This is a genomic window from Campylobacter sp., assembly GCF_052170435.1.
Taxonomy (GTDB): Bacteria; Campylobacterota; Campylobacteria; order Campylobacterales; family Campylobacteraceae; genus Campylobacter_A.
In genome coordinates this window covers 1-21,980 of record NZ_JBQNAN010000008.1, presented here as the reverse complement: position 1 = coordinate 21,980, position 21,980 = coordinate 1, and the positions used below count along the sequence as shown (strand labels likewise).

20 protein-coding genes are annotated in these 21,980 nt (G+C 46.5%); 10 read left to right on the top strand and 10 right to left on the bottom strand.

Annotated features, from left to right (window positions below; genetic code table 11):
• Positions 1–41 precede the first annotated feature (41 nt).
• The 4 genes from ACTTJF_RS04755 to ACTTJF_RS04740 all read left to right on the top strand — a co-directional run bounded on the left by ACTTJF_RS04755 (position 42) and on the right by ACTTJF_RS04740 (position 6,487).
• Complete coding sequence (locus ACTTJF_RS04755) at positions 42–674, top strand: TetR/AcrR family transcriptional regulator (RefSeq protein ID WP_442550981.1); 633 nt, start codon at positions 42–44, stop codon at positions 672–674.
• 119 nt (positions 675–793) lie between these two features.
• Entirely contained in the window at positions 794–1,978 is a 1,185-nt protein-coding gene (locus ACTTJF_RS04750; RefSeq protein WP_442550980.1) for an efflux RND transporter periplasmic adaptor subunit, read from the top strand.
• On the top strand, positions 1,978–5,115 hold the full coding sequence (locus ACTTJF_RS04745) for an efflux RND transporter permease subunit (RefSeq protein ID WP_442550979.1): 3,138 nt from the start codon (positions 1,978–1,980) through the stop codon (positions 5,113–5,115). Before ACTTJF_RS04750 ends, ACTTJF_RS04745 begins: the two co-directional genes overlap by 1 nt.
• Positions 5,108–6,487 carry an efflux transporter outer membrane subunit gene (locus ACTTJF_RS04740; RefSeq protein ID WP_442550978.1) on the top strand — a complete coding sequence of 460 codons (1,380 nt, stop codon included), beginning with the start codon at positions 5,108–5,110 and terminating at the stop codon, positions 6,485–6,487. Before ACTTJF_RS04745 ends, ACTTJF_RS04740 begins: the two co-directional genes overlap by 8 nt.
• 38 nt (positions 6,488–6,525) lie before the next feature.
• Here ACTTJF_RS04740 and purN read toward each other — a convergent pair whose 3' ends face one another.
• Genes purN through tig form a run of 7 tightly spaced genes read right to left on the bottom strand, consistent with a single transcriptional unit; the run spans position 6,526 to position 13,496 of the window.
• The gene (gene purN, locus ACTTJF_RS04735) at positions 6,526–7,107 is read right to left on the bottom strand and encodes a phosphoribosylglycinamide formyltransferase (RefSeq protein ID WP_442550977.1); all 582 of its coding nucleotides are present in this window, start codon (positions 7,105–7,107) and stop codon (positions 6,526–6,528) included.
• Positions 7,089–8,510: an NAD(P)H-hydrate dehydratase gene (locus ACTTJF_RS04730; protein ID WP_442550976.1), complete on the bottom strand. Its 1,422-nt coding sequence runs from the start codon at positions 8,508–8,510 to the stop codon at positions 7,089–7,091. Before ACTTJF_RS04730 ends, purN begins: the two co-directional genes overlap by 19 nt.
• Positions 8,507–10,027: a YifB family Mg chelatase-like AAA ATPase gene (locus ACTTJF_RS04725; RefSeq protein WP_442550975.1), complete on the bottom strand. Its 1,521-nt coding sequence runs from the start codon at positions 10,025–10,027 to the stop codon at positions 8,507–8,509. The genes ACTTJF_RS04730 and ACTTJF_RS04725 overlap by 4 nt, the downstream gene beginning before the upstream one ends.
• Positions 10,024–10,536 (bottom strand): peptide deformylase, encoded by a 513-nt coding sequence (gene def, locus ACTTJF_RS04720; RefSeq protein WP_122863349.1) that lies wholly within the window; start codon positions 10,534–10,536, stop codon positions 10,024–10,026. The genes ACTTJF_RS04725 and def overlap by 4 nt, the downstream gene beginning before the upstream one ends.
• Complete coding sequence (locus ACTTJF_RS04715; protein ID WP_442550974.1) at positions 10,533–11,579, bottom strand: GGDEF domain-containing protein; 1,047 nt, start codon at positions 11,577–11,579, stop codon at positions 10,533–10,535. Before ACTTJF_RS04715 ends, def begins: the two co-directional genes overlap by 4 nt.
• A 10-nt stretch (positions 11,580–11,589) precedes the next feature.
• Positions 11,590–12,180 carry an ATP-dependent Clp endopeptidase proteolytic subunit ClpP gene (gene clpP, locus ACTTJF_RS04710; RefSeq protein WP_002949394.1) on the bottom strand — a complete coding sequence of 197 codons (591 nt, stop codon included), beginning with the start codon at positions 12,178–12,180 and terminating at the stop codon, positions 11,590–11,592.
• Positions 12,180–13,496: a trigger factor gene (gene tig / locus ACTTJF_RS04705; RefSeq protein WP_442550973.1), complete on the bottom strand. Its 1,317-nt coding sequence runs from the start codon at positions 13,494–13,496 to the stop codon at positions 12,180–12,182. The genes clpP and tig overlap by 1 nt, the downstream gene beginning before the upstream one ends.
• A gap of 140 nt (positions 13,497–13,636) precedes the next feature.
• On the opposite strand from tig, the gene folE reads away from it, so the two are divergent.
• The 3 genes from folE (at position 13,637) to ACTTJF_RS04690 (ending at position 16,339) form a co-directional block, all read left to right on the top strand.
• The gene (folE, locus tag ACTTJF_RS04700) at positions 13,637–14,239 is read left to right on the top strand and encodes a GTP cyclohydrolase I FolE (RefSeq protein WP_314467755.1); all 603 of its coding nucleotides are present in this window, start codon (positions 13,637–13,639) and stop codon (positions 14,237–14,239) included.
• Positions 14,239–15,543, top strand: coding sequence for a flagellar protein export ATPase FliI (gene fliI, locus ACTTJF_RS04695; protein WP_442550972.1), 1,305 nt, complete (start codon positions 14,239–14,241; stop codon positions 15,541–15,543). Before folE ends, fliI begins: the two co-directional genes overlap by 1 nt.
• A 211-nt stretch (positions 15,544–15,754) precedes the next feature.
• Positions 15,755–16,339, top strand: a complete 585-nt coding sequence (locus ACTTJF_RS04690) for a hypothetical protein (RefSeq protein WP_442550971.1) — start codon at positions 15,755–15,757, stop codon at positions 16,337–16,339.
• A 152-nt stretch (positions 16,340–16,491) separates the two neighbouring features.
• On the opposite strand, the gene ACTTJF_RS04685 is transcribed toward ACTTJF_RS04690, so the two are convergent.
• Positions 16,492–17,298 (bottom strand): hypothetical protein, encoded by an 807-nt coding sequence (locus tag ACTTJF_RS04685; protein ID WP_442550970.1) that lies wholly within the window; start codon positions 17,296–17,298, stop codon positions 16,492–16,494.
• A complete protein-coding gene (locus ACTTJF_RS04680) occupies positions 17,226–17,591 on the bottom strand; it encodes a hypothetical protein (protein ID WP_442550969.1) in 366 nt (121 codons plus the stop codon). Before ACTTJF_RS04680 ends, ACTTJF_RS04685 begins: the two co-directional genes overlap by 73 nt.
• A 428-nt stretch (positions 17,592–18,019) precedes the next feature.
• On the opposite strand from ACTTJF_RS04680, the gene ACTTJF_RS04675 reads away from it, so the two are divergent.
• Both ACTTJF_RS04675 and ACTTJF_RS04670 read left to right on the top strand, forming a co-directional pair.
• Positions 18,020–19,198, top strand: coding sequence for a NifS family cysteine desulfurase (locus ACTTJF_RS04675; RefSeq protein ID WP_442550968.1), 1,179 nt, complete (start codon positions 18,020–18,022; stop codon positions 19,196–19,198).
• Positions 19,199–19,544: 346 nt separating this feature from the next.
• Entirely contained in the window at positions 19,545–20,537 is a 993-nt protein-coding gene (locus tag ACTTJF_RS04670) for an iron-sulfur cluster assembly scaffold protein (protein ID WP_442550967.1), read from the top strand.
• Between the two features lie 213 nt (positions 20,538–20,750).
• Here ACTTJF_RS04670 and ACTTJF_RS04665 read toward each other — a convergent pair whose 3' ends face one another.
• Positions 20,751–21,338, bottom strand: coding sequence for a hypothetical protein (locus ACTTJF_RS04665; protein WP_442550966.1), 588 nt, complete (start codon positions 21,336–21,338; stop codon positions 20,751–20,753).
• 103 nt (positions 21,339–21,441) lie between these two features.
• Here ACTTJF_RS04665 and ACTTJF_RS04660 point away from each other — a divergent pair, with 103 nt between their 5' ends.
• Complete coding sequence (locus ACTTJF_RS04660; RefSeq protein WP_442550965.1) at positions 21,442–21,702, top strand: hypothetical protein; 261 nt, start codon at positions 21,442–21,444, stop codon at positions 21,700–21,702.
• Positions 21,703–21,980 lie beyond the last annotated feature (278 nt).

Below are 21,980 nucleotides of genomic sequence, written 5' to 3'. Positions count from 1 at the left end.
ATCATACTTTAAGATTTTTTTGAAATTTGAGGGCTAGAAAAATGGATACGAAACCGACGAAACGAAGCGCCGAGAGAAAAGAGAAATTCATCCAAGCCGGACTTGAAATTTTCCTCGAAAACGGCTACGAAAACACGAGTTTAACGGATATCATCAAAAAAAGCGGCGGATCGCTAGCGAGCATCTACAAATTTTTTGAAAATAAAGAAGGGCTCTTTCGCGCCATCGTGGAGCGCGGATTTGACGACTTTAGAACGCGTATAGACGAGAAGATCGATCTAAATTTACCGCATAAGCTGGATGATTTTTTAACCAAATTTGCGATGATATTTTTCGACATCATCTGTGAAAAGAAAACCACGCTAATCTCAAGAGTAATGATGAGCGAAGGCGCAAAAAACGACGGACTTTTGGGCAAAGAGTTTTTGGATCAAATTTTAAGCAAAATCGATAAAATTTTAATTGATTTTTTCGAGCGCGAAGACATAAGAGTCCAACTAAATCCATGTATCTCTCCTTACGTCGCAGCCAAGGCGTTTGCCGCAGTCGTTAGAGAGCCTTATCATTATAATGCTATTTTGCTAAACGAAGACATAATACTAAGCGAAAAAGAGCGCGAAGAGCACGTAAAAACGCGCATAGATATGTTTTTGCACGGCGTAAAAAAACGCTAAATTCGCCCCTCAAAAATTTGACTTTTCATTTAAATAAGAGTAAAATAGCCGATTTTATTTGTAACAAATATTACAGACAAAATTTTTGTATAATATCCCAAAAAATTAAAGGCAAATTTATGAGAAATTTTAAAAATATCTCTGTTTTGTTATTGGCGTCGCTGCTTTTTACGGCATGCTTTGATGGTAATGATAAAAAAAGCGCGGCCGCAGCCGGACAACAACGGCAAATGCCGCCGTCAAAAGTCGATGTATTCGTAGCTAAAAAATCAGACGTACCGATCAGCTTTGACTATACCGCGACCCTAACGAGCCAGCAAGACGTAATCGTATTTCCAAAAGTAAGCGGCACGATAATCAAGCAATTTTTCAAACCCGGCGACAACGTAAAAGCAGGCGACAAGCTGTTTTTGATAGATTCTGAAAAATACCAAGCCAGCTACGACGCGCTTGAGGCTTCTATCGGCGTAGCAAACGCAAATTTGAAAAACGCTCAAACCGAATTTAACAGAATTTCAAATTTGTATAAGAAAAACGCCGTTTCGCAAAAAGAGTACGACGCGGCAGTTTCGGCGCTTGAAATCGCAAACGCAAATTTACTAAGCGCTAGAGCAAACGCCAAAAATGCCAAGATCGACCTGGGCTACACAAGCATAACCGCGCCTTTTGACGGCGTTTTGGGCGATAATCTAGTAGACGTGGGCTCGCTAGTCGTAGCAAACACGACCCAGCTAGTACGCCTAACCAAAATCAATCCGATCGAAGCGCACTTCCACATCTCCGACGTAGATAACTTAAACCGCGTCAAAATGCAAGAAAGCAGCCTCTGGGTACAGACAAACTCGGACGCCGTGCTAAAAGTAGGCCCTAGCGAATTTGACGGTAAGGTAAATTTTATCGATAACGTCGTAAATACGAACATGGGCAGCGTTTTAGCCAAGGCCGAATTTAACAACGACGAGGGCAAGCTGCTACCCGGCATGTTCGGCCACGTGACGATAGGAGGATTTTATCAAAAAGACGGCTTTAAAATCCCTCAAGTAGCGCTCCAGCAAACCGACGTCAAGACCTACGTGCTAGTCGTAGAGGACGGTAAAGTAGCCTCCAAAGACGTAAAAATCACCTACCAAACCAAAGACGCCGCAGTCGTTAGCGAGGGACTAAACGAAAATGATAAAATCATCTTAAACAACTTCCTAAAAATCGGCGTAGGAGCGCCCGTAGAGATAGATAAGGATCTAACCGCAAGCTTTGGCAAGGGCGTAAATTTAGAGCCTAAGACCGAGCAAGAAAAGGTCAAGTGATGTTTTCTAAATTTTTCATAAATCGCCCGATATTTGCTACCGTCGTATCTATCATCATAGTCATCGCGGGCGCGATGGCGATAAAGGGGCTTCCTATCGAGGAGTATCCAAAGCTAACTCCGCCTCAAATTTCCGTTAGCGCCGTCTACACAGGCGCCGACGCTCAAACCATCTCCGACTCGGTAGCCAGCGCGATCGAGGATCAGATAAACGGCGTAGAAAACATGCTCTATATGCAAAGCACCTCAAGCTCGAGCGGCTCGCTAAATATCAACGTTTATTTTAAAATCGGCACCTCAGCCAAACAAGCCACGATCGACGTAAACAACCGCGTCCAAGCCGCGCTCTCAAGACTGCCTCAAGAGGTGCAAAACATGGGCGTGACCGTGCGCGAACGCAGCGGCTCGATCCTAGAAGTAGTCGGCTTTACGAGCTCAAACATGGACTTAGTCGAGTTATACAACTACGTAAATTTAAACATCGCGGACGAGGTTAAAAGGGTTAACGGCGTGGGCGATACGGCGCTAATCGGTAGTAAAGAGTACTCGATGAGAATTTGGCTAAAACCGGACAAACTAGCCTACTACAAGCTAACTGCTAGCGACGTCATCTCTCAGGTAAAAATCCAAAACAGCCAATACGCCGCCGGTAAAATAGGCGAGCAGCCCTCAGACGGCGACAATCCTTACGTTTATTCCGTTCGTTCGGACGGCCGTCTCAAAAATGCCGCGCAGTTTGGCGATATAGTTATCAAAAGCGCCGACGGAGCAGTGCTAAAGCTAAAAGACGTAGCGACAGTGGAGCTAGGAGCGGCCAGCTACGCATCAGATTCGATGCTAAACGGCCAAGACTCCATCCCGCTTTTAATCTTTATGCAAAACGACGCCAACGCCCTAGCCACGGCGCAAGCGGTAAACGCAAAGCTTGACGAGCTAAGTAAAAATTTCCCGGCGGGCTTTAAACACACGATTGCATATAACCCGACCGAATTTATCGAAGTTTCTATCCAAGAGGTTATAAAAACTTTCATCGAGGCTATGATCCTAGTTATCATCGTTATGTATATGTTTTTAAAGAGCTTCCGCGCTACTATCATCCCGATGCTAGCGGTTCCCGTGTCTATCATCGGTACGTTTGGCGGGCTATACGCGATGGGATTTAGTATAAATTTGATCACGCTTTTTGCGCTCATCCTTGCCATCGGTATCGTCGTGGACGACGCCATCATCGTTATCGAAAACGTGGAGAGAATTTTACACGAGGATAAAAACATAACCGTCAAAGAAGCGACCTATAAAGCAATGGAGGAGGTGCAAACGCCCGTCATCTCGATCGTTCTCGTTCTATCGGCTGTTTTCATCCCCGTTTCTTTTATGGAGGGTTTTGTCGGCGTGATACAGCGCCAGTTCGCGCTCACTCTGGTTACTTCGGTTTGTATCTCGGGCTTTGTAGCGCTTACGCTTACTCCTGCGCTTTGCGGCGTTATGCTAAAAAAACAAGAGAGCAAGCCGTTTTGGTTCGTGCAGAAATTTAACGACTTTTTCGACTGGAGTACGAAAATTTTCACCGCCGGCGTCGCAACGGTGCTTCGCCACGTTATCATCAGCCTTATTTTGATAGGCGTTATGGGATTTGCGACATACGAACTATTTAAAAAAGTCCCTAGCGGCCTCGTACCGTCCGAAGATAAGGGCGCGCTCATGGTTATCACTTCGCTGCCGCCGTCGTCAAATATGCTAAAAACTAAAAAAGAAGTTCAAAATATCAACCAAGCCATCCTTAGCAACCCAAATGTCGAGTTTATGATGAGTTTTGCGGGATACGATATGCTTGCGGGCGCGCTTAGAGAAAACTCGGCTATAAGCTTTGTCAAGCTAAAAGACTGGAGCGAGAGAAAAACGCCAGATAGCCAAGCAGGCGCGCTAACCGGGCCTTTTAACGGTATGCTTTGGGGCTCGAAGGAGTCGATGAGCTTTGTCGTAAACGTCCCACCTATCATGGGTCTTTCGATGACGGGCGGCTTTGAGATGTATCTGCAAAACAAAAGCGGCAAGAGCTACGCCCAGATCGAAGCGGACGTGAAAAAAGTAGTCGCCGCGGCGAATGCGCGCCCGGATCTAACCGGCGTGCGCTCGACGCTAGAGACTAATTACCGTCAGTTTAAAATCGACGTCGATAGGCAAAAAGCCCAGATGTTCGGCGTGAGCGAGAGCGAAATTTTTAGCGCGATAGGTTCGACTTTCGGCTCTTACTATATCAACGACTTTAGCCTTTTCGGTAAATCCTACCGCGTCTATGCCAGAGGCGAGGACCGCTTTAGAAACAACCCCGAAGACTTGCGTAAAATTTACGTCCGCTCAAAAGGCGGCGAGATGATACCGCTAAACTCCGTCGCAACTCTAACTAGGATTTTGGGTCCAGATATCGTAGATAGATTTAACCTTTTCCCGGCAGCTAAGATCCAAGGCGACCCAAAACCCGGCTACACATCGGGAGACGCGATAAAAGCGATACAAGAGGTGGTCGAACAAACTCTAAATATGGAAGAGTACTCCATCAGCTGGGCGGGTACGGCATATCAGGAGGTTAGCTCGCAAGGTACGGGCTCTACGGCGTTTATATTCGGTATGATTTTCGTATTTTTGATCCTAGCGGCGCAGTATGAGCGCTGGCTCATCCCGCTAGCCGTTATCACGGCCGTTCCGTTTGCGGTTTTCGGTTCGCTACTCGCCGTTTGGGCTAGAGGGCTAACAAACGATATTTATTTCCAGATCGGACTACTGCTTCTCATCGGCCTATCGGCTAAAAACGCGATCCTTATCGTAGAATTTGCGATGCAAGAAAGGCTAGCGGGCAAAAGCGTATTTGACGCGGCCGTTAATGCGGCAAGGCTTCGCTTCCGCCCGATCGTCATGACCTCGCTAGCGTTTACCTTGGGCGTTTTCCCGATGGTTATCAGCACGGGCGCGGGCGCGGCGTCTCGCCACTCGCTAGGCACGGGCGTGATCGGCGGCATGATAGCAGCCACCACTATAGCGATATTTTTCATACCGATGTTTTACTATCTGCTAGAAAAGCTAAACAATAAAGTCTGGGACAAAAAACCAAGCGGGGCACAGGAGGTCAAAAATGTATAAAATTTTAACTTTAGCCGCAGCGCTATTTTTAGCCGGCTGCTCGTTTCAACCCGAGATCCCCGAGGTCGATACGAAATTTGAATCTACGTATAAATTTGAAACTAGCGACATCAAAGACGAGTGGTGGAAGGAATTCGGCGACGAAAATCTAAACGCCCTCGTAGCTAGCGCGCTAGAAAAAAATACCGACCTTCGCACGGCTTATTTAAATTTACAAAAAGCCGCCGCAAGCCTAGGCGTAGCAGAAGCCGACCTACTACCTAGCCTAAATCTAAACGGTTCGGCGACCAGATCTAGAAATAGCGCGGAGACGACTTCGCATCAGCCTCAAACCGTTACTAAAAACTACGAAATAAATTTAGGCCTAAACTACGAACTTGATTTATGGGGACGCGTTAGAAATAGCGTAGCCGCCGCGAAGGCTTCTCTAAACGCCACGAAATTCGACTATCAAACCGCAAGACTCAGCGTTAGTTCGAGCGTCGCTAAAGGCTATTTTGCGTTAGTCGCCCTAAAAATGCGCGAAGCCGTACTAAAAGATACGCTCAAAAGCTACGACGAAACGCTAGATTTTAGGAAAACGCAATTTGAATTAGGCAGTATCGACGAAACGACCTATATGCAAAGTAAAGCCGCCGCGCAAAGCGCCGAAGTAAGTTTATTAGAAGCTCAAAGCTCGCTTTCGTCGGCTCTTACGTCGCTAGCGATTTTAACCGGCAAAAGCAATGACGAAATTTTAAAAGGCATAGTAGCCGTTAAAGATAGCTTGCCGAGCGAACCGACGGTATACGCGGGCATAAGTTCGGATATCTTACTTCGCAGGAGCGACGTGGCGAGAGCCTACGCCGATTTAAACGCCACTAATGCGCTAGTCGGCGTTGCTAGGGCCGATTATTTCCCGACGATTTCGCTAACGGGAATTTTAGGGTATGCGAGCGAAGATTTTAATCGGCTTTTCGTAAATAACGCTAATCTATGGAGCTTAAGCGGTAGTTTAGCGCAGAAAATATTCGACTTCGGCAAGACTAAAAATAACGTAAAAATAGCCAAAACCAACGAACAAATAGCTGCCGTAACCTACGAAGCTACGATAAAAAAAGCCCTAGGCGAAGTTAGAGACGCGCTAAATTCGCGCCGATTCGCCCAAGATGCGCTAAAACTAGCCGATAAACTTTTAATATCGCAAGAAAAAATATACGAGCTATCCAAAAATAGATTCGATGAAGGATACAGTAGTCATTTAGAACTTTTAGACGCTCAAAGAAATCTACTATCGACCAAGCTTTCGCAAATCAATGCAAAACTAAATTTAATCGACTCGGTCGTTAATATCTACAAAGCTTTCGGCGGCGGATTTACCGCTCGAAAATAACTTAAGTTAGCTAGGCTCGGTAGAGCTTAGCTAAAAATTTATACCTCGCTCGTTAAAATTTGCACGATAGTTTCGGGCAAAATTTCATGCTCTATCTCGTGGATTTTGGCCTCGTAAGCTTCAAAGCTCATTCCCGCGCTCTTTTCAAACGCGCGCTGAGCGATGATCTTGCCGCCGTCTAGCTCCTCGCTGACCCAGTGCACGCTCACGCCGCCTACCTTCATATCGCTATCAAAGCTCTCTTTTATCGCGTGCGCGCCCTTAAAAAGCGGCAGCAGCGACGGGTGCAAATTTATCGCGCGAATCTGCCTCGTAAAAACGGGCGTGAGAATGCGCATAAAGCCCGCAAGCACCGTTAGATCGACGTTAGCGCGCTTTATCTGCGCTACGACTTCGGCGTCGAATTCCTCGCGCGATGCAAAATTAACGTGCTCGGTAACGACGCTTTTTAGGCCGTATTTTGCGGCCTTTGCTATGCCGCCTGCGTTAGCTTTATTTGTTAGCGTTAGCGCGACCTCGATCTTGGTCTCGCCAAAAACTTTGCCGTGTAGCCTCTGCAAAATCGCCTCCAAATTCGAGCCGCCGCCGCTAAATAAAACCGCTATTTTTTTCGTAAGCATTTGAGTCCTTTGATGACGTCCGCGGCCGTGAGCGCGTAGTCGTTGATTTTGATTTCGCGAGCGGCTAGAGCGTGAGCCAGCGTCCCAGAGATCGCAGCGTTTAGCGGATCGTAGCCCTGTGCGAGCAGTCCTGCGACGATACCGCTTAGCGCGTCTCCGCTGCCGCCTTTTGCTAGCGCGGCGCTACCGTGCGTCATGACGTAGACCTCGCCGCCTTGCGCGATTAGCGTATTTGCACCCTTTAACACAAGCACACATTTAAAATTTCGGCTAAAAATTTGAGCGAGTTTGAAGCGATTTTTTTGCACTTCGCAGACGTCGAATTTGCCTAGCTTCGCAAGCTCTAGCAGGCTAGCAAACTCCTTTGGGTGCGGCGTTATCACGACGTTTTTGCTATTTAAAAGCTCAAGCGTGCGCGGCTCGTAGCAAAGATCGGCGTCGATAACGAGCGCGTCTTTTGTTTTTAGCTCGCTAAAAAGCTCGTCTTTTTGCGCCTCGTCAAGCTCGCCAAGCCCCATGCCGACGGCTCCGACTCGCATTTTTGGCATTATGCGCGCGCTTTGCATTAAAACGGGCTCGATGCTTAAATTTTCGCCCACGACGCTAACGAGCCCCGCGCCGATAGTTAGCGCGGCAAGTCCCGCTATGCGCGCCGCTCCGCCCTTTTGGCCGCTCACGACAAACACGTGTCCAAAGTCGCCTTTGTTAGCGTTTTGCTTTGCGCGAAACGGCAAATTTAAATCGCTTTTTCCAAGCTTATAAAAGCTCGTCCCCTTCTCGTAAAGCTCGCGCGAAAGACCCAAATTTGCGACCTTTACGCGCCCTACGAAATCCTTTGCGAAGTCGCTATAAAGCGCTAGCTTTAACGCACCCATCGTCACGGTCATATCGGCCTTAAAGACCGCGCCTTGCGGCACGCCGTTTTTATCAAGACCGCTCGGGATATCGCAGGTGAGCTTATAGGCGGGTTTTGCGTTTAGCAGATTTATCAAATTTATCGTCCGCTCGTCTAGCTCGCGGCTAAGTCCGGTTCCGAAAATCCCGTCGATGATGCAGTCAAATTCGCCGATTTCCGTTAAATTTGAGATCAAATTTACTCCGCATTTTAGCGCTCTAGTTAGCTCTGTTTTTGAGGTTTCGTTTTGTTTGTCGCTCGCCAAAAACGCGAAACAATCAAATTTACCGCCCAAAAGCCTAAGCGCTGCGAGCACGTCTGCGCCGTTATTTCCGCTGCCGACTACGCCTAAAATTTTACGGCGTTTGGTCGATGATTTTTTGAGCCTAGCTCGTACTGCGCGAGCTAACGCATTTGCGGCGTTTTGCATCAGCGCTTCGGTACTCAGCCCAAACTCGCTCACGGCTCTAGCGTCAAGCTCCGCCGTATCCCAAAATAGCTTTTTCATGCGCCCTCCTGCTTCACTCGGTAGCTCAAAGCCTCTAAAATGTGCGGCTTTTTGATGATACGCGAGCCCTCGATGTCGGCGATAGTGCGGGCGACTTTTAGGGTTTTGTTTATGGCGCGGCGACTGAGCGAAAATCTCTGCGTCGCGTGATCTAGCGCCCCGCTCGCCTCGTCATCGCAAACGCAAAATTTAGCGATCTCTTCGTCGCTTAGTCTACCGTTTAACTCGCTTTGGGCGCGCGAGATTTGCGTCTCAAACACACGCAGCACGGTATCTTGCATAGATTCGCTCGTGACGTCGCTTTTATCATCTGCGCTCACCTCGTCCATCTGTACATGAAGGTCGATACGGTCTAGTACGGGCGCCGAGATGCGCGATTTATAGCGCTTGATCTCAAGCTCGGAGCATTTGCACTCTAGATTTTTAGAAAGGAGATTGCCGCAAGGGCAAGGGTTCATCGCGGCTACGAACATAAATTTAGTCTCATACGTGATTTTTGAGTTTACGCGCGAGATGTTGATTTTATAGTCCTCCAGCGGCTCGCGTAGGCTCTCTAAAATTTGGGGCGCAAAGTGCGGAAGCTCGTCGAAAAAGAGTATCCCGCCGTTAGCTAGTCCGACCTCGCCGATCCTAGCTAAGCTCGATCCACCGCCAAAAATAGAGCTACGCGTGCTCGTGTGGTGAGGCGAGCGAAAGGCGCGAAGTGCGGAAAATTCGCTCTCCTGCTGATTTAGCGAACTATAAGCGCAGCTGAGCAAAATCTCCTCCAAGCTTTGCGGCGGCAAAATGTAGCGCAGGCGCTTGGCGCTCATACTTTTACCGCATCCGGGGCTGCCTTCAAAGATAATATTGTGCATACCGCAAGCGGCCACCAAGCAGGCTCTTTTTGCCCTACTTTGGCCTTTGACGTCGCTAAAATTTAGCTCGAAATTTTGATTTTTTACGAAGCTTTTTTCGCCGATTTTGATCAAATTCGAAAAAAGCGGATGAACGCTGCCCACTCTGCACGAGGCGGCAAACTCGGGCTCTAGGAAAAATTTGATCGCTTCGGCCAAATTTGAAACGGCGTAAATTTCTAAATTCGGTATCGCGCCCGCTTTTTGCGCTATCTCTTGCGGGATCAGCACGCGAGAACCCGGCGCTTTCGCGCTCAAAAAAAGGAGGATAGAAAAAAGGCTCGCTGTGCTTTTGACGCCGCCGTCGAGCCCCAACTCGCCGAATACAAAAATAGGCTCGAAGTCACGCTCTTTTTGCAAGGCGATTAAAAGCGCGATAGGTAGGTCGAAGTGGCTGCCCGATTTTGGCATATCGGACGGGGATAAATTTATGATGATTTTTTGCGCGGGAAAAGAGAAATTTAACGACAAAAGCGCTGATTTTACGCGCTCGGCGCTCTCTTTGATCGAAGCCCCCGCAAGACCTACGATATTAAGTGCGGGCAAACCGCGGTTAAAACTGGACTCGACGTCCACAAGCCGCAATTCGTCGTTATAAGTGGCGCATTTTAGGGCTTTCATGCGTTTTTTTGCTTTTTATACTCTTTGTCGAATTTTTTGCGTTTATTGTAGCCTATACGCTCGATAAAAAGGTGTCCATCTAGGTGATCCATCTCGTGCTGGATCGCAACCGACAAAAGTCCGTCGGCCTCGAGCTCTTGGCGCTGTCCGAAGCGGTCTTGATACTCTAGCGTTATAAACTCGGCCCTTTTTACGTCCTCGTAGTATCCCGGCACGCTAAGGCAACCTTCTTGGTAGATTATCTCGCCCTCTTTGCGTAAAATTTTGGGATTTATGATTTCTAGCAGATCCTCTTTGCGCTGTTCTTTGCTCTCTTCGTCAACTAAATTTATGATCAAAATTCGCTTAGCCTCGCCTGTTTGGATGGCAGCTAGTCCGATACCGTTTTTAGCGATCATGGTCTCATACATGTCGTCTAAAAATTTATGCAACTCATCGTCAAAAACTTTAACTTCAAGTGATTTGACGAAGAGTTTTTTGTTCGGATAGGTTAGGATTTCCAGTATCATTTAGCCGCTTTCTCGTCCAAGATCTCGTAGCGCTTACCGTCTCTACCTGTTTTTACGAGAGTATCGAGTGCCGCAGATAGTAGCTCGGTGACTGTTTTATCGGTTCTTAGGTTGCAGGCAACGACCTCCATGTCAAACTCGAATTTTTCGCCCTTTAGTATAAACGAGGTCTCGTAAAACATCTCGGTGATACGTTCGCAGGCCTTTTGCGCGCCGACCATATCGGTGTGCCTCATCAGCATAGCAAAGCATCCGCCGCCGTAGTGCGCCAAGATATCGCTTCGCTTCGATGTTCTTAGCAACATTCTAGAAATATTTTTTAGCAGCGCTAGTCTACCTTTTGAGCCGATATCTTTTAAGGCTGCTTCTTTTGGTTTTATGAGCATAACGGATGATTCGTAGCCGTATTTTTCGATATTTCCGACTTCGGTTTCTAGCGTTTTTAGGAAAAATTTTCTATTGTAGATGTCAAATTTAGGATCGTAGATAGATTGTTCCTCTACGACCTTAAAGACCTTGCTGACCTCTTCGTAGCTCGTTTTTATCACTTCTATATGCTTGTTCATCAGTGAATTTAGCCTATTTAGGTCTTCATTAAAGGCGTTAAACATATTTTGCAAGCTTAGCAGACTGATGTTTGGCTCTAGAATGCTTGAGCGTTTTTTTATTATGGTTCTTAAGATAGTCAAATTTTTATAAATGAGTCCTACGGCTTGCAGCATGCTTTTTATCTGCATGAAGCTATTTTTTACCTCGCGCTCGATATTTATTTGTCTATCGTCTTCGAGTCTACTGATCTCTTCTTCGATCTTTATGATCTCGCCGACTTTTTTCTTAAAATCATCAGGCTGCTTTTCAAGCATCTTTTCAAAAAAAGCGGTGTAGTTTTTCGGTATCGAGGGGATGTTTTCCTCGGTTAATTCTTTAATAATCGCCTCGGAAAAACCGTAGATATTAAATTCGCTTTCTACGGCTTCTACAGCCTTTTCATCCTCTTTTTTTACTACTACGTTTTCGCTTTTTTTGTTGTCTAACTTTATCAAATTTTACTCTTTACTTAAAGCTTTTCTCCAAAACTTTATCTATAAGCCCGTACTCTTTGGCTTCGGCAGAGCTCATGAAAAAGTCTCTGTCGGTGTCTTTTTGGATTTTAGCTAGTTTTTGACCCGTATTTTTAGCTAGGATCGCGTTTAAAATTTCTTTCATACGCAAGATTTCCTTCGCCTGGATCTCTATATCTGTCGCCTGTCCGCGCGCGCCGCCTAAAGGCTGATGGATCATGATGCGCGAATTCGGCAACGCATAACGCTTGCCCTGCGCGCCGCAGCTAAGCAAAAACGCGCCCATAGACGCCGCCTGACCTATACAAATCGTGCAGACGTCGGGCTTGATGTAGTTCATCGTATCGTAAATGCTAAATCCGCTCGTTATCACGCCGCCGGGGCTATTTATGTATAGATATATGTCTTTGTCCGGATCTTCGGCCTCTAAAAACAGCATCTGAGCCACGATCGCAGACGCCATGCCGTCCTCGATCTCGCCGCTAAGCATTATTATGCGGTCTTTTAGTAGGCGCGAGTAGATGTCGTAGCTTCTCTCGCCCTTGCTCGTGCGCTCGATGACGTAGGGGATGTAGTAACTCATTACTCCGCCTTTTTCTCTTTCTTATCGCTCTTTAGCGCAAACATCTCGTTAAATAGCTTCTCCTCGATCATCGACATTTTGATCGCAGGCAAAATTCCTTGATTTTTATAGTTTTCAAGGTGCTGTTTCGGATCTACGCCCGAGCGATACGCTTCAAAATACACCGCTTGGATCAGCTCTTGGTCGCTTACTTTGATATCTCTGCGGCGCGCTAGCTCGTCTATTATAAACGTTAGCTTCACGCTTTTTACCGCGTCGTCGCGGTATGTCTCGCGCTGTTTAGTTAGAGCGTCTTTGTCCTCTCTAAATTTAGCCATCTGCTCAGGCGTAAAGTTGCTCCAAGCGCTGCGGAACTGCATATCCATCTCTTGCTCTACGATGTTTTTCGGCACGTCGAAGTTAAATTTAGCCACGATCGCGTCGGCAAATTTAGGCTTTAGCTCCTCGTTTACGTTTTTAGCGTGCTTCTCGGCTTTGATCTGCTCTTTTAGTCTCTCTTCAAATAGCTCGACGCTTACCTTTTCCTCGCCCGGCATGATGCGTTTTAGCGTCTCTTCGTCGATCTCTTCAGGCACTTTTTTACCTTGGATTTCGTGTAGTTTTACTTTAAACGTCGCGTCTTTGCCCGCAAGGTGCGCAGCGCCGTACTCGGCAGGGAATTTAACCTTCACGTCGCGCTCTTCACCGACTTTTAGCCCGATCATACCGTCCTCAAAGCCAGGTATAAACTGACCAGAGCCGATTTCTAGCAGATAGTTTTCGGCTTTGCCGCCCTCAAACGCCTCGCCGTCTACGAAACCCTCGAAGTCAAATTTAGCAAAATCGCCGTTTTCAAGTGCAGCTTTTTCCACTTTTTCTAGCGGAGCCATCATTTTTAAAATTTCATTTTTTCTCTCGTCGATCTCTTTTTTAGTTACGCGCGGAGTGCTGACGCTTTCTATCAGCTCCTCGTAGCCGTCGATGTTTATAACCGGTTTAAACGAAAGCTCGATCTCAGCGTCTATCTCGTTTTCGCCTCTATCAAATTTAGTCACGATCGGCTCACCGATAACCTCTTCAAATTTTCTATTTAGCTCTTTTAGTCCCGCGTCTATGACGTCTTTTAGCGCATCTTGCTCAGCATCGGCGGTTAGTTCTTTTTCGTAACGTTTTAGCACTACGTTCACAGGCACTTTGCCCGCTCTAAATCCGTCTATTTTCATATTTTTCGCGGCTTTTTTAGCAGCATTTTCGAGTTTGGATTTTACGTCCGCGCTCGGTATTTTCGCACTTAGCGAAGCGTTTACGGCGTCGATCGCCTTGGTTTTGATTTGCATTAAATTCCTTTAAAAAATAAAAATTTCCTAGAGTGTAGCAAAATTTTCCTTATTCATAGTATAAATTTAAGCGCGCGAAAGGCGAATTTAAGTAAAATCATTTATCAAAATTTAAATTGTGAAATGAATCAGGAACGCAAATGCAAGAAAATTTAAAAAATGTGAATTTAAAAAAAGAAAAGTTTGAAAGCTGCGTCGAGCAGATGCTAAATTTAGTCGGCGAAGACCCACAAAGAGAGGGGTTAGTTAAAACTCCAGAGCGCGTTTTTAAAGCTTATGAGTTTTTAACTAGCGGCTACTCGCAAGACCCCAAAGTCGTGCTAAACGACGCGCTATTTGATAGCTCAAATAACGAAATGGTGCTCGTGCGCGATATCGAATTTTACAGCCTTTGCGAGCATCATTTGTTGCCGTTTTTCGGGCGCGTGCACGTAGCCTACATCCCAAATCACAAGGTCGTAGGCCTTAGCAAAATCCCGCGTATGGTAAATATCTTCGCCCGCCGCCTGCAGATCCAAGAGCAGCTCACCGAGCAGATCGCCGAAGCCGTGCAAGACGTCATCAAGCCAAAAGGCGTTGGCGTCGTCATCGAGGCGCGCCACATGTGCGTGGAAATGCGAGGCGTCGGCAAGATCAACTCAACCACGACCACGTCGGCGCTGCGGGGCTGCTTTTTAAAGAGCAGCGAGACTAGACGCGAGTTTTTCTCCCTCATAAATTCGCACAAAGAAGTGAGATTTTAGTGAATTTAGATAGCTTAAAATCAAAACTCGGCGCAAATTTATCTCTCTCTAGCGTCTTTGGCGTGATAGAGCGAATTTCTGCTACGACGATAGAGATCTCGGGTCTGCGCCCCAGCATCGGCGACATCGTGCAAATTTGCGCTAAAGATAGGAGCAAAAGCGGACTGGCGATGGTGACCGAAGTGCGGCAAAATACCGCGCTAATCTCGCCTTTTGGCTTTGTAGAAGGCTACAAAATCGGCGACTTCGTCTATCAGAGCGACCAAGGCATGAAAATCCCCGTGGGCGACGCTCTTTTAGGGCGAGTGGTCGATCCTTTTATGAATCCAAAAGACGGCAAAGGCGCGATCGCCGCCACCGAGTACGCTCCGATAATGCGCGCTCCGATCGATGCGATGAAGCGCGGGCTGATAGATGAAATTTTTAGCGTCGGAGTTAAAAGTATCGACGGGCTGCTAACCTGCGGCAAAGGCCAGAAACTAGGCATTTTCGCGGGTTCTGGCGTAGGTAAAAGTACGCTCATGGGCATGATAGTGAAAAACTCGCAAGCCCCGATCAAGGTAGTCGCCCTTATCGGCGAGCGCGGCCGCGAGGTGCCCGAGTTTATCGAGAAAAATTTACGCGGCGATCTAAGCGGTACCGTCGTCATCGTAGCCACCAGCGACGATAGCCCGCTGATGCGAAAATACGGCGCCTTTTGCGCGATGAGCGTGGCCGAATACTTCAAAAACCAAGGCAAAGACGTGCTTTTTATCATGGATAGCGTGACGCGATTTGCCATGGCGCAGCGAGAGATCGGGCTGGCGCTGGGCGAACCGCCGACGTCCAAGGGCTACCCGCCCTCCGTGCTCACCCTACTACCGCAGCTGATGGAGCGCGCGGGCAAAGAGGAGGGCAAGGGCAGCATAACGGCCTTTTTCACGGTGCTTGTAGACGGCGACGACATGAGCGACCCGATAGCCGACCAGAGCCGCTCGATCCTAGACGGTCACATCGTGCTTAGCCGCGAGATGACGGACTTTGGCATCTACCCGCCTATAAACATATTAAACTCCGCCTCGCGCGTGATGAGCGACATCGCGACCAAAGAGCAAAGAGCAAATGCCGCCAAGCTAAAGCGCCTCTACTCGCTTCTAAAAGAAAATGAGGTCCTGCTACGCATCGGCGCGTATCAAAAGGGCAGCGACAAGGAGCTAGACCTCGCGATCTCGAAAAAAGAATTTATAGATAACTTCCTAAAACAAGACGCCGAAGAGGGCTTTAGCTTCGAGCAGACACAGGAGTTGCTAGGCGGGATAAATTAGTCAAATTTGAGGTTTTGCGGGCAAATTTGAGCACGATTTATCCTGCCGATTCTTAAATTTAACGGGTTAAATTTAAGCCGAATATTTTTATCGCACGGCGCGCAAAGGATCAAATTTGAGCAGAAACTACGATTAAAATCCGCTGGTTTTACAGGACGATTTTTACGTTATCGCACTTAGTTGCGTATTCTTGCTCGGCTTTAACCTTTTTATGACGTTTTTGATATTTTTTAGCGGTATGGCAGACTGGCAAAGCGGCTCATTTTGGGAAGTTTTCGCAGCGGAAGCAATGCGAACCCGCGGGTTTATTTGGATGTTTGCGTCCGTGATTCTTGCGAACGCTTTAGCCGCCACCGACCTAATCAAAAAACTCAAAAATCCCTCGCTCGTTTACCTTTACGAAGATAAAATTTTCCAAACCAAAAAGGGAGTAACGATAAATTTGGCGGATATCCGCGAAATGCGAAAATCGCCCTATCAAATTTTAGGAGCGATACCGAAAAATCCGCTTTCCTTGATCGTAACTCCGTTTATGTTCGTCTTGGCCGCGTTTGTTTTTTATGCTCTGATTTTTATCGCAAAATGCGTGCTCAGAGCCTTTGATAAGGACGTAAATTTAAGCTACTTTTGCAACCTTGCCGTATTTAGCGAGACTGGCGTTATAAATATTTATTTCATCTCAAAATCAGACTACGCAGCGGTACGGGAGTATTTTTCGTCAAAGCTGGGCGCAGACGTCGCGGACGCACCCTGGACGATCAAATTTTACGACGCTAGGAACCTTCAACAGCCTTAAATTTGACGCTCGCTCTCGTCTTTATCTCATATCAAATTTAAATATGGTTTTATCCTGAGTTGTGGTCAAATTTATATAGTATAGTAAAAACGCAGTTTTTCGTGCCGAGATTTCACCGCCTTTTGTCTCAAGCCTGCGGCACGAGCCTTGATTTACTGCGTGCGGTTGCCGACTTTCTCGATTTCATTTCTGCAAATTTTATTGACCTGCTCGCCCTCGCTATTTCGCAAGATAACCTCGTAGTCTATATACTCGTGTCTTTTATCGGGCCTGTCCAAATCTCTAAATTTCGATAATATTATTTCAAAGGATTCTACGTCGTCTAGGGTAAATTTGTCGATTATTTTGGCGTATTTGAAATTTTTACTAGGAAGCATATAAAAATCTCTAAATTTTTGCTTTAAATTTAGCGTGTAAATCGTCGTGGACGCAGCACCGTTATCGCAGCTATTGACTTTGCTCTCGTCAAAGGCAAGCGCGAGGCAAATTTCATCCCCGCAGACGACTTTCGTATCTTTAGCGAGGCTATTTACGCGCACGGTTTGTCGCCGTTCTTCGCCTTTAATCTCAAAGGTATTGCGAGCGAGCTTTTTGGCTGTTTTGTCTCCGCCGTAGCCTCTTGCCTCAAGCTTATCAGGCCAAACAAGCCAAGGCTCATTAGGATTTTTAGGAAAGCTTTCAAGCGAGATTTGAAGCCCTCTTATGGCATTTAAATTTTCCTCGGTGCCTTGCGGAGCTGCAAAAGAGGTGCCTCTCATAGAGTGTAGATTAAAGAAACCGATAAATTTTCTCACGACCTTATACGCCGTTTGAGAAAATATCTTGGCTTCATTTTCAAAAAGAGAAATATCGTAGATGCCGTATTCATAATATTTAAGTTCTCTTCTTACCCACATCTCATCTGACGAGCGGTCGATCTCGTCGTATCCATAGTAGCGCCCCGGCATATCTTTTTGCAAAAAAAGTCTTCTTTCCTCTCGTCTTTATATCTAAGCCAGACTCCGGTTTCGTTTTTAACATATAAATGGTCAAATTTTACGCCTTTTGCAAATCTGCCTTTTCCAGGCCAAAATACGGGCCTTTTTTCTAGGGGAGGCAGAGCGGCGACGGGAGGCAAATTTTGTAGCTCTTTTTCAAATTTTTCATCGATATAGTCGCAAGCGCTAGTGGGCATACCAGGATCGCAACCCTCTGGCGTATCGACCGAAAAAAGCGAGGTTAGGATTAAATATACAAGTAGTACAAAAACCACGCAAGCGCCGCCTATAACCCAAGCAATAATTTTTAAAATTCTTTTAAAAGTTTTCATATCTAAATTTTATACCATCTCGCCTAAAAAAACCGCAAATTTTAACTTCAAATTTGCCTTTTCGCCGAGTCAAATTCGGATTTATTTAGCCGAATTTCATTCAAAATGCGAAAATTTTAATTTTTAAATTTTCTAAAACCTTAAGAAATTAAACTAAGTTTAGGATATATTTTATCTTTTTATATCAAATTTGACTGAAAGACCGACGTTTTGCTCATTTGATAAGGAATTTCAATATATAAACTCTATCAAAAACCGGCTAAATTTGAAAAAACTAAGCTAAAATTTTAATCAAAAATTTATAAAATTTGTTATATTATCCTCGCGAAAATAAAAGGGATAAAATATATCCTAATTGATAAAGGTCAAGCGTGAGAGTATATCTAGACAACAATGCCACGACGATGGTCGATCCCGAAGCTTTCGAGCTTATGAAGCCGTTTTTTTGCGAAAAATACGGCAATCCAAACTCGCTGCATAAATTCGGCTCCGAGACGCACCCCGCGCTTCGCCGCGCGATGGATCAGCTCTATGCGGGCATAAACGCGAGCGATAACGACGATATCGTGGTAACAAGCTGCGCCACCGAGAGCAACAACTGGGTGGCTAAGGGCGTGTTTTTCGATCATATATTAAATAAAGAAAAGGATCACGTCATAATCAGCGCCGTCGAGCATCCGGCGATCTCGGCGACTTTCGAGTTTCTCAAAAAGTACGGCGTGCGAGTGAGCCGCGTGCCCGTAAACGAAAACGGCCTGCTCGATCCAAACGACCTAAGAAAGCTCATCGACGATAAAACCGCGCTCGTTAGCATCATGTGGGCAAATAACGAAACGGGCACCATTTTCCCGATCAAAGAGTGCGCGGCGATCGCTCACGAGCACGGCGCGCTGTTTCACACCGACGCGACGCAAACCGTCGGCAAGATCAAGATAAACGTGCGCGAGATGGGCATGGACTTTATGAGCTTTTCTGCGCATAAATTTCACGGACCAAAAGGCGTAGGCGGCCTGTATATCAAGGACTCGCAAAAGCTAACGAGCTTGCTCCACGGCGGCGAGCACATGGGCGGTAGACGCAGCGGGACGCTTGACGTCGCTGGTATCGTGGGCATGGCGCAAGCTCTGGAAAACAGTAACAAGCTAATCGAGTTTGAAAATCTGCACGTTAGACGCCTGCGCGATAAGCTCGAGGATGCGCTACTGCAAATCCCCGATATATCGGTCGTGGGAGACCGCGCTCACAGACTGCCAAACACTATCCTAGCCGCCATAAAAGGCGTCGAGGGCGAGGCGATGCTGTGGGATCTAAATCAGGCAGGTATCGCGGCGTCTACGGGCTCGGCGTGCGCGTCTGAAACGCTAGAGAGCAACCCGATAATGGAAGCCATCGGAGCTAGCAGCGATCTGGCGCATACGGCGCTAAGGCTGTCGCTATCGAGGTTTAATACCGAAGAAGAGATCGACTATGCGATAGAGCATATCAAAAAGGCGGTGGAGAGGCTAAGGGGTATTTCAAGTACGTACGCCTATAACCCTAACAGCAAGTAACGGCTTGTCTTTTGAGCGCTTTCGAATGAGTTTGAAATTTTCGCCCTGCGGCAGACTATCTGTCTAGCCTTGGGACGAAAATTTCCGCACAACATTCAAAATCATCTCAAAATACTTCGCCCTATTGTTTTACGTTCAAATTTGAGGTTAAATTTGATTGAAATTTGAGCTTTAAAAGTCCAAATTTGAGTTAAATTTAAAAGGAAGCGGGCGGCAGTATCGCGAGATGGATTTGAATGTTGTGAAGCAAAAATGAGCAAGGCTAACCAGATAGGTTGCCGCAGCGATATTTTTGCAAGCTCATTCAAAGACGCTCGCGAGACAACGCCTCTAAAAAGGAAATAAAATGGCAAAAAATAATCTAATAGGCGGCTCCATCTGGGACGAATACTCCCAAAACGTCCAAGACCGCATGAACAATCCCAAATTTATGGGCGAGATAACGCAGGACGAAGCCAAAGCAAGAGGCGGCAAGCTCATCGTGGCGGATTTTGGCGCCGAAAGCTGCGGCGACGCGGTGAGGCTGTATTGGCTCGTGGATGAGAAAACCGACCGCATCATGGACGCTAAATTTAAAAGCTTTGGCTGCGGCACGGCGGTGGCTAGCTCAGATACGATGGCCGAGCTTTGCGTAGGCAAGACCGTGGACGAAGCGGTCAAAATCACAAACATCGACGTGGAAAAAGCCATGCGCGACAGCCCAGACGTCCCAGCCGTCCCGCCGCAAAAGATGCACTGTTCGGTCATGGCATACGACGTTATTAAGGCCGCGGCGGCGCAGTATAAGGGCGTAGATCCGGAGCATTTCGAGGACGAGATCATCGTGTGCGAGTGCGCGCGCGTGAGCCTAGGCACGATCAAAGAAGTCATCCGCCTAAACGACCTACACACGGTCGAGGAGATCACGCAATACACCAAAGCAGGCGCCTTTTGCAAATCCTGCGTGCGCCCGGGTGGACACGAAAAGCGCGAGTATTATCTCGTCGATATCCTAGCAGACACCAGAGCCGAGATGGAACAGGAGAAAAAGCAAGCCGTCATCGATGCGCAAGTTGCGGGCAAATTTGACGACGTGAGCTTTGAAAATATGACCGTCGTGGGCCAACTAAAGGCCATCGAGAGCGTCATCGACAGAGAGATCCGCCCGATGCTGATGATGGACGGCGGCGACATGGAGATCCTTGATCTACAAAAGGACGCCGAGGGCAAATTTGACGTCTATATCCGCTATATGGGTGCTTGCAGCGGCTGCGCGAGCGGCGCGACTGGCACGCTATACGCGATCGAAAACGTACTGCAAGAAAACCTCAGCCCAAATATCCGCGTCCTACCCATCTGATCTGCTTTACACGGCAAATTTGACGCGGATTGGGGCTCAAATTTGATTAAATTCGGGCGGTTAGTTTAGCCGCCCTGTTCTATTTTTGTAAAATTAATGCGACTTACAAGATGGTTTTGGTGTTACAGAATCGCAAAATCCACCTTATGAAACAAACAAATTTAGCTGCTCTAGCTTTGCGTAAATTTGAGTACAGAATTTGACTACTAAAATTTACTCTTTTAGCTCCTCGTAAACACTCTGGTTGTGATATATACAAGCCGCAATCACTATAATTAGTATCGGAGTTAGCAACAAAAATGCACCAAAAGCTCCTATTGCTCCATCGTTATGCTGGCTTTTGCCGGATAAAGTAACAGGAAGATAAAAAATCAATGCAAAAGTAGCAAAATTCTCTACCGCAAAAATCGTGTTGCTTTTTTCAGGATTTTTAATAAAAAGATTGCTGTATTTGCGTTTTAAAATTAAAAACAATAACGTGCAAACAATGGCAGATAATACAACTAGATACAAATTATCCATACCTAGATAGTTCAGGGTTAAGCAATAAGCCAATGCCGTAAAAGTCGGAAAATTAAATCTAACCAAACGATGAAGCTGATATCTGTACTTTAAATTTTTAGGGATTTGTACTAAGGCTTTACCGTATTCCAGCGCTTCAGCCTCCTCGTCACTTTGGCTTGGCTCGGTTTCATGGCTCGCGCCCTCAAATTTGCGCTCGAATTCGGCCGCTTCGCTTTGGGCGGCTTGCGTTTCGTTGCCCGCTTGGCTTAAATTTTGCCCATTAGTCGTTTCGTCCACGACTAGCTCGCTGATTTTCTCTTGCGATTTTAGTACTCTTTGCGGCAGATACACGGTCTCATCGGCAGCAAATTCGTCGTTGGCATTGTGGGCTATTATTGCGATGGGGAGCATAATTATCGTGATAAAGATCGCCTGCACGATCGTTGGCGTGCTAAAAGCCGCATCCAAAAACAACGCATATAAGCTCGCCGCAATGAAAAAGAGCGCGATAGTTTCAGTACATATCAAGGTAAAGGCTTTGCCTTCGTCGCTAAACAAAAACACGCTATATCGCTTGCGCCTAGGCGAGCTTAGCGAAAAGAGTATTAACGCAGCAGACATGCCAAACGCCACCGCAAATAAAAAAGGTGAAGACGGGTGACCTGGATCTATCAAAAAAGAAAAAAGAAGCACTATAAAGGTTGCGGAAAGCCCGACAAATAAATTCCTGCTAAAGCGCCAATTATCATAACTCTTTAGGGCATCTTGCGGAATTTGACTGATATCGACGGCGATCTTATCTTTTTGAGTTTGCATTTTTGCCTCCTTTTTTGTTATTTTAGCCTAAATTTTAACTCTATCATCACCAAAACCCATCTGCCCCAAATTCCAATTTACGAAATTAAATTTTTCTACTTCATTTATCAAAATACCTAAAAT